At 70.2% G+C, this 9,960-nt stretch carries 14 protein-coding genes; all 14 read right to left on the bottom strand.

Features of this window, described 5'->3' with window-relative positions; genetic code table 11:
* Positions 1 to 415, bottom strand: a 415-nt coding sequence (locus FDZ70_02990) for a hypothetical protein (protein ID TLM79477.1), incomplete at its 3' end; no start/stop codon positions are given.
* Positions 295 to 1,527 carry a beta-ketoacyl-ACP synthase II gene (fabF, locus tag FDZ70_02985; GenBank protein TLM79476.1) on the bottom strand — a complete coding sequence of 411 codons (1,233 nt, stop codon included), beginning with the start codon at positions 1,525 to 1,527 and terminating at the stop codon, positions 295 to 297. The genes FDZ70_02990 and fabF, both read right to left, overlap by 121 nt.
* Positions 1,524 to 2,495 (bottom strand): nitronate monooxygenase, encoded by a 972-nt coding sequence (locus FDZ70_02980; protein ID TLM79478.1) that lies wholly within the window; start codon positions 2,493 to 2,495, stop codon positions 1,524 to 1,526. The genes fabF and FDZ70_02980 overlap by 4 nt, the downstream gene beginning before the upstream one ends.
* Before the next feature lie 97 nt (positions 2,496 to 2,592).
* A complete protein-coding gene (locus FDZ70_02975) occupies positions 2,593 to 2,832 on the bottom strand; it encodes an acyl carrier protein (GenBank protein TLM79475.1) in 240 nt (79 codons plus the stop codon).
* A gap of 45 nt (positions 2,833 to 2,877) precedes the next feature.
* Positions 2,878 to 3,630, bottom strand: a complete 753-nt coding sequence (gene fabG, locus FDZ70_02970; GenBank protein TLM79474.1) for a 3-oxoacyl-[acyl-carrier-protein] reductase — start codon at positions 3,628 to 3,630, stop codon at positions 2,878 to 2,880.
* Positions 3,631 to 4,563 (bottom strand): ACP S-malonyltransferase, encoded by a 933-nt coding sequence (gene fabD, locus FDZ70_02965; GenBank protein TLM79473.1) that lies wholly within the window; start codon positions 4,561 to 4,563, stop codon positions 3,631 to 3,633.
* Positions 4,560 to 5,504, bottom strand: coding sequence for an enoyl-[acyl-carrier-protein] reductase FabK (gene fabK / locus FDZ70_02960; GenBank protein ID TLM79472.1), 945 nt, complete (start codon positions 5,502 to 5,504; stop codon positions 4,560 to 4,562). The genes fabD and fabK overlap by 4 nt, the downstream gene beginning before the upstream one ends.
* Before the next feature lie 10 nt (positions 5,505 to 5,514).
* Complete coding sequence (locus tag FDZ70_02955; protein ID TLM79471.1) at positions 5,515 to 6,540, bottom strand: ketoacyl-ACP synthase III; 1,026 nt, start codon at positions 6,538 to 6,540, stop codon at positions 5,515 to 5,517.
* Positions 6,541 to 6,591: 51 nt separating this feature from the next.
* Positions 6,592 to 7,587 carry a phosphate acyltransferase PlsX gene (gene plsX / locus FDZ70_02950; protein ID TLM79470.1) on the bottom strand — a complete coding sequence of 332 codons (996 nt, stop codon included), beginning with the start codon at positions 7,585 to 7,587 and terminating at the stop codon, positions 6,592 to 6,594.
* Between the two features lie 66 nt (positions 7,588 to 7,653).
* Positions 7,654 to 7,830: a 50S ribosomal protein L32 gene (locus tag FDZ70_02945; GenBank protein TLM79469.1), complete on the bottom strand. Its 177-nt coding sequence runs from the start codon at positions 7,828 to 7,830 to the stop codon at positions 7,654 to 7,656.
* Positions 7,831 to 7,973: 143 nt separating this feature from the next.
* Positions 7,974 to 8,522, bottom strand: a complete 549-nt coding sequence (locus tag FDZ70_02940) for a DUF177 domain-containing protein (protein ID TLM79468.1) — start codon at positions 8,520 to 8,522, stop codon at positions 7,974 to 7,976.
* A 1-nt stretch (position 8,523) separates the two neighbouring features.
* Entirely contained in the window at positions 8,524 to 8,982 is a 459-nt protein-coding gene (locus tag FDZ70_02935; protein TLM79467.1) for an ATPase, read from the bottom strand.
* A gap of 6 nt (positions 8,983 to 8,988) precedes the next feature.
* Complete coding sequence (gene coaD / locus FDZ70_02930; protein TLM79466.1) at positions 8,989 to 9,492, bottom strand: pantetheine-phosphate adenylyltransferase; 504 nt, start codon at positions 9,490 to 9,492, stop codon at positions 8,989 to 8,991.
* Positions 9,489 to 9,960 (bottom strand): methyltransferase (locus FDZ70_02925; protein TLM79465.1); only part of this gene is annotated, 472 nt, incomplete at its 5' end. The genes coaD and FDZ70_02925, both read right to left, overlap by 4 nt.

Below are 9,960 nucleotides of genomic sequence, written 5' to 3'. Positions count from 1 at the left end.
CCCGCCAGGTCACGGCGATGCGCTGCACGAAGACCTCGGTCAGCGCCGGGCCGGAGACCATGGTTGCGCGCAACTTGGTCAGCCCGCCCTCCGGCACCTCGGGGTGCCGGAGGAAGATCGCCTCGCTCACCGCCACGTTGAGGACCGAGTCACCGAGGAACTCGAGACGCTGCCAGTCCGGCCCGCCTTGACCGGCCGCATTCGGGTGCGTGAGGGCGGCCGCCAGCAGCGACGGGTCTGCGAACGTGTGGCCGAGCAATGCCTCCGCGCGGGTGCGGCGGGCCTCGTCGAGGCTCATCGGCCGACGCGCGCGAGGACGAGCGTGGTGTTGTGCCCGCCGAAGCCGAACGAGTTCGAGATCGCGACGTCGATCGCTGCCTCGCGCGCGACGTTCGCGACGTGGTCGAGGTCGCATTCGGGGTCCGGGTCGTCGAGGTTGATCGTCGGCGGCAGGACGCCCTCCTCCAGCGCGCGCACGGTGATGACCGCCTCGAGCGAAGCAGCGCCGCCGAGCAGGTGGCCGGTCATCGACTTCGTCGACGAGACCGGCGGCGCGTCGTCGCCGAACACCGCGCGCACTGCCGCGGACTCCGCAGCGTCGCCGACCTCTGTCGAGGTGCCGTGGGCGTTGACGTAGCCCACGTCTCCCGGTGCGATCCCCGCGCGAACGAGCGCGTCGCGCATGGCGCGGCGGGCGCCGTCGCCGCTCGGGGCAGGTGCGGTGATGTGATAGGCGTCGCCACTCGCCCCGTAGCCGATGACCTCGCCACGGATGCGCGCGCCGCGGGCAACAGCCGACTCCCACTCCTCCAGGATGAGGATGCCGCCCCCTTCGCCCATCACGAACCCGTCCCGCCCGCGGTCGAACGGCCGCGATGCGCGCTGCGGCTCCTCGTTGCGGGTGGACAGCGCGCGCGCGGCGCAGAAGCCGCCGAGTCCGAGCGGCGTGATACCGGCGTCGAAGCTGCCTGCGATGATCGCGTCGGCTTGGCCGCGCACGATGGCCTCGAACGCCTCGCCGAGTGCGTGGTTGCCGGTCGAACACGCCGACACCGGGGCGTAGTTGATGCCCTTCGCGCCGTACTTGATCGAGATGTGACCGGCGGCGAGGTCGACGATCATCATCGGCACGAGCAGCGGGCTGATGCGCGAAGGCCCGCGCTCGAGCATGACCGCGGTCTGCTCCTCCATCGTGAGCAGGCCGCCGATCCCGGAGCCTACGATAACGCCCACACGCTCGGCGTTCTCATCGGTGATCTCGAGGCCTGCGTCCGCGATGGCCTCCGCCGCGGTCGCCACCGCGAACTGCTGGAACCGCGACATCCGGCGCGCTTCGGTCTTGTCGAGCACCGCGGCCGGGTCGAAGCCGTTGACGAGCCCTGCGAAGCGCACGGGGTAGTCGGCGGTGTCGAAGGTATCGATCGGGCCGATGCCGGTCACGCCGGAAGAGACCGCCTCCCAGGTCGCACCGACGCCGATGCCGACCGGCGAGATGCAGCCGAGGCCCGTGATCGCGACGCGCCTCACGACGCGCCCGCCACGGCGGCGGCGCGCCACTCCTCGACCAGACGCTCCATCAGCTGCGCCACGGTCGGGATGTCGTGGATGCGCGCGGCGGCCGAGCCGGCGAAGACGAGGCCGCCCTCGACGTCGCCCTGCTGTGCCTTCACGAGCTTGTCGATGATGCAGTAGTCCTTGTGGCACTCCTTGAGGCACACCACGCACGACTCGATGCGCGGCACCTCGCCCCTCAGGGACTTGTCGACGAAGGGGTTGCGCAGCGCACGGCCGGGCAGGCCGACCGGGCTCTTGATGAGCACGATGTCGTCCTCCGTCGCGTCGACGTACATCTGCTTGAAGCCCTCCGACGCCGAGGACTCGACCGTCGCCGCGAAGCGGGTACCCATCTGTACGCCGGCCGCTCCCATGTCCAGGACCTCGCGGATGTCCGCGCCGGTCACGACGCCGCCAGCGCCGACGACGGGGATGTCGACCGCGTCGATGATCCGTGGAAGCAGGTCGCGCATCGGCTCATCCGTGCCGAGGTGGCCGCCGGCCTCGAAGCCCTCGACGATGACCGCTCCCGCGCCGAACTTCTGCGAGAGCGCCGCGACGCGCTCCGAGCCCACGATCGGCACCATGGGGATGCCGGCCTCCCGGCACCACGTGAAGACGTCGCGCGAGAAGCCCGCGCCGGCGATCACGAGGTCCACGCCGTTGGCGATCGCGGTCTGGACGAGATCCTTGAACTTGCGGACCGCGACCATGACGTTGACGCCCAAGACGCCGTCGGTCGCCTCGCGCGCCTTCTTGACCTCGGCACCCAGCTCCTCCGGCTCAAGGCCGGAACCCGCGATGACGCCGATGCCGCCTGCGTTGGCGACCGCACTGGCCAGTGGCGCCATGGAGATGCGCACGGCCATGCCGCCCTGGATGATGGGCAGCTTCGCGGTCACGTCGCCGATCTCTAGCTTCGGCATCTCGAGCTTGGGCATCTCCACAGGTACGGCGCCTTCCGGTAGGGGCGACGGGCCGAGCGGACGCGCGCATCTCGCGCGCCCGCTCGCCCGGTCGCGTTGCGTCTCGATGGTGCTAGGCCTTCGATGCGATGTACGCCACCGCGTCGCCGACCGTCTTGATCCTCTCCGCGTCCTCGTCGGGGATCGACACGCCGAAGTGGTCCTCCAGCGCCATGACGATCTCCACGATGGCGAGCGAATCTGCTCCCAGGTCGTCCAGGAAGGATGCGTCCTCGACGACGTCCTCAGCGTCCACGTTGAGGTTGTCGACGACGACTTCCTTGACCTTCTCGAAGATCTCCTCGTTGTCCATGTGCGGCACCTCCTTCCCGAGCACAGCGGGGGCTTCCCGTTGCGCTTAGTAGAACGTCATCCCACCGTCGACGGTGAGAATGTGACCGGTGACGTAACGCGCGTCGTCGGACGCCAGGAACGCGACCGCCGACGCGACGTCCTCGGGAGCGCCCAGCGTGCCGAGTGCGATGCTGCCCGCGATCTGGGCGCGGACCTCCTCGGACAGCTTCTGGGTCATGGCGGTCTCGATGAAGCCCGGCGCGACCGCATTGCATCGGATGCCGCGGCTCGCGAGCTCGCGTGCGGTCGTCTTGGTCAGCCCGATGACGCCGGACTTGGCGGCAGAGTAGTTCGCCTGGCCTGCGTTCCCGCCGATGCCCACGACCGACGCGATGTTCACGATCGCGCCCGCCCGGGCCTTCATCATCACCTTCGATGCGGCACGCGTCATGAGAAAGACGCCGGACAGGTTCGTCGAGATCACGGCGCCCCAGTCCTCGTCGCTCATGCGCACGAGCAGACCGTCGCGCGTGATGCCGGCGTTGTTGACGACCACATCGAGCGACCCGAGCGACTCGACGACCTCGGTGACGTTGCGCTCGCAGTCCTCGGACTTCGTCACGTCGCCTTCGACAGCGATCGCCCGCCCGCCAGCGGCCTCGATGGCCGACACCACTTCGGCGGCCGCGTCGCCGCAGCCCGGATAGTAGTTGACCGCGACGGACGCGCCCTCGCCCGCCATGCGGAGCGCGATGGCCGCGCCGATGCCGCTGGAGGCGCCTGTGATGAGCACGTTCTTGCCTGTCAGACCGTTCATCTACCCCACCCTCCCGGTGGCGGCCTCGACGCCGGCCGCCGAAGCGGAGACGGCGGCGAGCCCTTCGTATCGCTTCGCGAGCCCGGTCAGGACCTCGCCGGGGCCTGCCTCGACGAGCGTGTCCGCTCCGACGGCCGCCAGCGCGCCCATCGTCTCGGTCCAGCGGACCGGCGAGACGATCTGGCGCGTCAGCCGCTCGCGGATGACCTGCGCGTCCGTGGCGGGCGCCGGCTCGGCGTTCTGCACGACCGGCAGCCGAGCGTCTTCGAACTCCGCGGCGGCCAGGACTTCGGCGAACGCTTCCGCTGCCGGCGCCATGAGCGGCGAATGGAACCCACCCGAGACCGCGAGCGGCACGATGCGCCGCGCGCCCGCGGCCGACAGCGCCTCGGACCCGGCAGCGACGCCATCCTGCGTACCTGAGATGACGACCTGTCCTGGGCAGTTGTCGTTCGCGACCCAGACCCCGTCGATGCCCGCGACGCTGTCGGCGACCACAGGACCGTCGAGGCCGATGACCGCTGCCATCGCCCCGGGCGTCTCGAGAGCGGCCTGCGCCATCATCTGCGAACGCGTGATCACGAGCTCGAGGCCCGCTTCGACCGAGAACACGCCGGCCAGCGCCAGCGCCGCGTACTCGCCGAGGCTGTGACCGGCCAGCGCGACGGGGGCGACCCCCGCTTCGAGAACGGCGGCACCCCATGCCCAGTCGGCGAGGTACAGCAACGGCTGGGCGACGCGCGTCTGCGCGAGCTCCTCCTCCGGCCCGAAGGTCGAGAAGGCGCGCAGCTCGAGGTCCGAGAGGGCCTCGGCGGCGTCGAGGAGCCGCGAAAGCCCCTCGACGGGCGGCAGCGCATCGAGCATGCCGACGCGCTGCGAACCCTGGCCTGGGAAGACGATCGCGATCGACGCGGTCACGTGAGGCCGCCTCATTCCACCAGGGCGGACATGCGGCGCAGCACGTCGCTCGCCTCGGTCATCATCTCCGCGACGATCTCGGCCGCGGGCTGGATGCTGTCGACCATCGACGCGCACTGGCCGGCCATGATGCTGCCCATCTCGAGGTCGCCATCGCGCATGCACAAGGACAGCTTCCCGCTGCCGAGGGCCTCGAGTTCCTGTGGCTTGTTGTCCCGGTCGAGCTCCTGGAGCAACTTGCTGAGCTTGTTCTGGATGACGCGTACGGGATGGCCAGTGGAGTAGCCGGTCACGATCGTGTCGCGATCGCGGGCCTTGAGGATGCGCTCCTTGACCGCGGGGTGGATGGTGCACTCGGTGGCGCACATGAACCGCGTGCCGACTTGCACGCCGTCGGCGCCGAGCGCGAACACAGCGGCCACTCCCCTGCCGTCGGCGATGCCGCCTGCCGCAACGACCGGGACGTCGACGGCGTCCGCGAGCTGGGGGATGAGCACCATCGTGGTGAGCTCGCCGATGTGCCCGCCGGCCTCCATACCCTCGCCGATGACGGCGTCGGCGCCGATGGACTCCATGCGTCTGGCGAGCGCGACCGAGGGAACGACGGTCAGCACGCGGATCCCGTGCTCTTTGAGTGCGGCCATGTACTTGCCGGGGTTGCCCGCGCCCGTGGTCACCGCCGGGACACCCTCGTCTAGACAGAGCTGCACGAGCTCGTCGATGTGCGGCGTCAGCAACATGAGGTTGACGCCGAACGGGCTCGTCGTCAGAGCCTTGGTCCCGCGGATCTGCTCGCGCAGCACATCGGTGGGCATGTGACCCGCACCGATGATCCCGAGTCCGCCGGCATTGCTGACCGCCGCCGCGAGTTCAGCGGTCGCGGTCCATGCCATGCCGCCCTGGATGATGGGGTGCTCGATGGCGAGCAGCTTGGTGAGTCGTGTCGGAAGTCCCATAGCGCTCCGGCTACCCCTTTCGCGCGGGCGCAGGCATGATCCATCTCAGCGCGGTCGCCCCCCAGGTCAGGCCCGCGCCGAATCCCACGAGTACGAGAGCCATCCCGGGCGCGAGCCGCCCGCTAGTATACAGGTCGTCGAGGGCCACAGGTATCGAGGCACACGAGGTGTTCCCCACCCCCGCGACGTTGCTGAACACGCGCTCGGCGGGTACGTGGAGCTTCTCCGCGGCAGCGTCCATGATGCGCTGGTTCGCCTGGTGCGGCACGAGCCACGCGAGGTCCTCGATGGTCAGGTGGGCGGCCTTCAGCGCCGCGCGGGCGGCCTTCGGCACGGCGCGCACCGCGAACTTGAACACCTCGGGGCCGTTCATGCGGATGGAGACCTCTCGCGCCGCGACGCTCTCGCAGGTCGCAGGAGACGCGGAGCCGCCGCCGGGCACTTTGAGCAGGTCAGCGCCAGCACCGTCCGCACCCAGCACCGTCGACAGGATGCCGGGCTCCCCGGCGGCGCACACGACCACCGCGCCAGCGCCGTCGCCGAACAGCACGCACGTCGACCGGTCGGCGAAGTCCACGATGGTACTGAGAGCGTCGGAACCCGCCACGAGCACCGTCCGCGCCCGCCCGCTCTCGATCGCCGCACACGCGGCGTCCAGCGCGTAGATGAACCCGGTGCATGCAGCATTGAGATCGTACGCGGCGCAGGACGCGCCGATCTTCGTCTGGACGAGGCAGGCGGTGGCTGGGAAAGCCATGTCCGGCGTGGATGTCGCGACGATGATGAGGTCGAGGTCGCTCGCACTCACTCCGGCGCGCTCGAGCGCGACGCGAGAGGCAGCGGCCGCCATGTCCGAGGTGGCCTCGCCCTCGGCCACGATGTGACGCTCACGGATCCCGGTACGGCTGACGATCCACTCGTCCGACGTGTCGACCAGCTGCTCGAGGTCGGCATTGGTCAGCACGCGCTCCGGAAGGTAGGAGCCGATGCCACAGATGGCGGCCGCGACGGCTCGCTGATGTTCGGGGGGGCGCATGGTGCGCGCTAGTCTACACGACCGCGCCGGAGTCGCAACCGGGGGAACGCCTCAGGCGTTCGCGACAGCCCGGGCGATCGCGGGGACGAGCCCTCCACGCACGGCGCGCGCCGCGACTCCGCACGCGGCCGCTACTGCGGCGGGACCGGAGCCCCCGTGCCCGATGATGAGCACGCCGTCGACCCCGAGCAGCGGTGCGCCGCCGACGGTCTCGGGGTCGAGTTCGGCCTTGACCTCGGCGAACCGGGGCTTGAGCACTGCCGCGGCAGCCTTGGAGACGACGTCGCCGGTGATGGCGGCCCTGATGCGGGAGAGCAAGGCCGACGAGAGCCCCTCCATCACCTTGAGCGCGACGTTGCCGCTGAAGCCGTCGGTGACCACCACGTCCGTGGTGCCATGCGGAACGTCCCCGCCCTCGACGTTGCCGACGAAGCCCTCCACGTGCTCGCGCATCAGCGCGTGCGCGTCCAGCGCCAGCTGGGAACCCTTGGCCTCCTCGGACCCGATGTTGAGCAGGCCGACGGTGGGCGCGTCGCTCCCCAGCACGATGCGCGCGTACGCAGCGCCCATGTGCGCGAAGTCGAGGAGGTTCTCCGGCTTGCAGTCGGCGTTGGCGCCGACGTCGAGCAGCACGGTCCGGTGCTCGGGAGAGGTCGGCAGGACCGCTGCGATAGCGGGCCGGGAGACGCCGGCGATGCGGCCCATGACCAGCGTGCCCGCAGCCATGCACGCGCCGGTGTTGCCGGCGGAGAAGAACGCGTGCGCCCTCCCCTCCTTCACTGCGCGGCAGCCGGCGACGATCGACGAGTCGCGCTTGGAGCGCACGGCCTGGGCCGGGTGCTCGCCCATTGCGATGACCTCGGGACAGACCATCGCCGTCGCCCTATCGCGGCCGGCACAGTACGGCTCGACCACGTCCGCGGGCCCTGCGAGGAGCACTGTCAGCGCCGGGTCCGCCGCGAGTGCCGCCGTGACGCCGTCGAGCACGGCCGCGGGTGCGAAGTCGCCGCCGACCGCGTCGACGACGAGCGTGACCTCCTCGGGCACGGGTTTCCCTTCGAGACGTGACGGGGTCAGTCGATCACCACACCGAGCTCGTCGGCGCCTCGGGCGCTACTCGGTGTCGACGACTTCCTTGCCCTTGTAGTAGCCGCAGGAGGCACAGACGCGGTGCGGGAGCTTCGGCGCATGGCACTGCGGGCAGAGCGATGCCGCGGGCGCCTCGAGGTTGTGCGTGGCGCGGCGCGTGTCGCGCGAGCGGCGGTTGGTCTTCCTCTTCGGTACCGGCATGGTGCAGCCTTCCTCGTTCTCGGCCGCAGCTGTCGGCCGTCCTTGTCGAACCGTGCGCGCCCCGGGAGCCCCCGGGCGCGGTTGCGCATGATAGCACAGGCCGGCGAGGCGAGTGAACCCGGCCCGGGAGCATTCCGCCGGAGTCACTCGTCGCCGGCATCCGCCTCCGCCTCGCCGGTGTCGTAGCCTTGAAGCGCAGCGAACGGGCCGTCGGCGTCCTCGTCACGCGGACACGCGCACGGACCCTCGTTGAGGTCCGCGCCGCACTCCGGGCACAGGCCCTTGCAGTCGGCCGAGTGGAGGGGCGCGAACGGCGCCTCCAGCGCGAGCGCGGACTCGATCGCCGCCCCGAGATCCACCGCGCCGTCCTCCACGTATCCGAACTCCTGGTCGTCGGGCAGGTCGCGGTCGTGGCCGTGGCGCACGTAGAAGCCCTCCACCTCGCCGGACAGATCCAGCTCGAAGTCCTTGAGGCAGCGCGCGCACTGGGCGGTCGCAGGGAACGTGACGCTGCCCGATGCGACGAAGCCCGCGCCGGTGTTGGTGACGGTGGCGGCGACGGACACGGGGCCCCGGGCGGTGAAGGTCTCGTCGCCGACGACGAGCGAAGGGATGTCGTAGCCGGTCTCCACGTCGACCGACCCCCCGGTGACCTCGAGGATCGGGGTGACGTCGACGGTCAGCGAGCCCACGCTACTGGCGCTGGCCGACCTTGCCCTGCAGGCGGTCGCGCCCGCGCTGCACGGAGGTCAGCAGCTTGCCGAGGTTCACTTCGAGGTTGGCGAGCATCTCGTCAGCGTAGTCCTCGGCGCCGAGTCGGATCTCACGCTCGCGCTGACGGGCGCTGTCGAGCATCTCGGCCGCCTGCTGCTCGGCCATCTTCACGACTTCCTGCTCCGCCGCGAGGGCCTGCGCGCGCTCGCGCGCTTCCTCGAGGACGCGGTTGGCTTCCTTCTCCGCCTCCTCGAGCATCTCCTGGCGCTCCTTCAAGACCCAGCGAGCCTGCTTGATCTCGTCGGGGAACTGCGCGCGGACCTCATCGATGATCTCGTAGATCTTCTCGGGGTCCACCATCTTCGATGACGTGAAGGGCATCGAACGTCCGGACTCGACGATCTCTTCGATGCGGTCGATCAGCGCCATGATGTCCATGCTTGCCTATACCTCCGTCGTCTGTGCCCGTGCCAGCCGCTCTGCTAGAGCGTCCGCCACCGGGTCCGGGACGAGCCCTCGCACCGAACCGCCTCGCGCGGCGATCTCCTTGACCGCCGACGAACTCAGGTACATGTACTCCGGGACGGCCATGATGAAGACTGTCTCGATGCTCTTGTCGAGCCGGTAGTTCAGCTGCGCCATCTGGAACTCGCGCTCGAAGTCGGTGATGGCACGCAGCCCCTTGATGATGACCGTTGCGCCCATCTGGTGCGCGACTTCGACCAACAGGGTATCAAATGGCGCGACCGACACGTTAGGCAGGTGGGCGGTCGCGGCCTTCACGAGCCCAACGCGCTCGTCGAGCGAGAACAGCGGGCCGCCGCCCTTGTCCGCCGACAGGGCGACGGTCACGACGACCTCGTCCACGAGGCCCGCCGCACGTTCGATGATGTCGAGGTGACCCGACGTGACCGGGTCGAAGGTGCCGGGGCAGAGCGCACGCCTCATGCCGGTCCCGGGCCTCCTCGGTAGGTTGCGATGTCGAACGCCGTCGTGCCGTACCGCTTCGACCGGACCGGTTCGAACCCGTCCGGCCAGTCGGCCTCCTCGTCGGCCGCGTGCTCCCACACGACGACGGCGTCCGGCCCGAGCAGCCCCGTTCTTGCGAGGTCGGCGAGGAAGGAGGCAACCTGAGCCGACCCGATTCTATAGGGAGGGTCGACCAAGAGCAAACCGAACGGGGCCCCCGGAACGGCCCCCGACGACGCCATCCGGAAGGCGTCACCGCGCGCGACGCGGGCGTGCGGCCCGGCGCCGAGGGACTCGACGTTCGCCTCGATCGCACGCAGCGCGAAGGCAGCCGAGTCGACGAACGTGGCGTGCGATGCGCCGCGGGACAACGCCTCGAGCCCGAGCGCGCCGCTTCCTGCGAAGGCGTCCAGCACGCGGCATCCGCCGAGATCCGAGCCCATGAGG

The sequence above is a fragment of the Actinomycetota bacterium genome (assembly GCA_005774595.1).
GTDB lineage: Bacteria > Actinomycetota > Coriobacteriia > Anaerosomatales > D1FN1-002 > D1FN1-002.
This window is presented reverse-complemented; position numbering and strand designations above follow the sequence as displayed.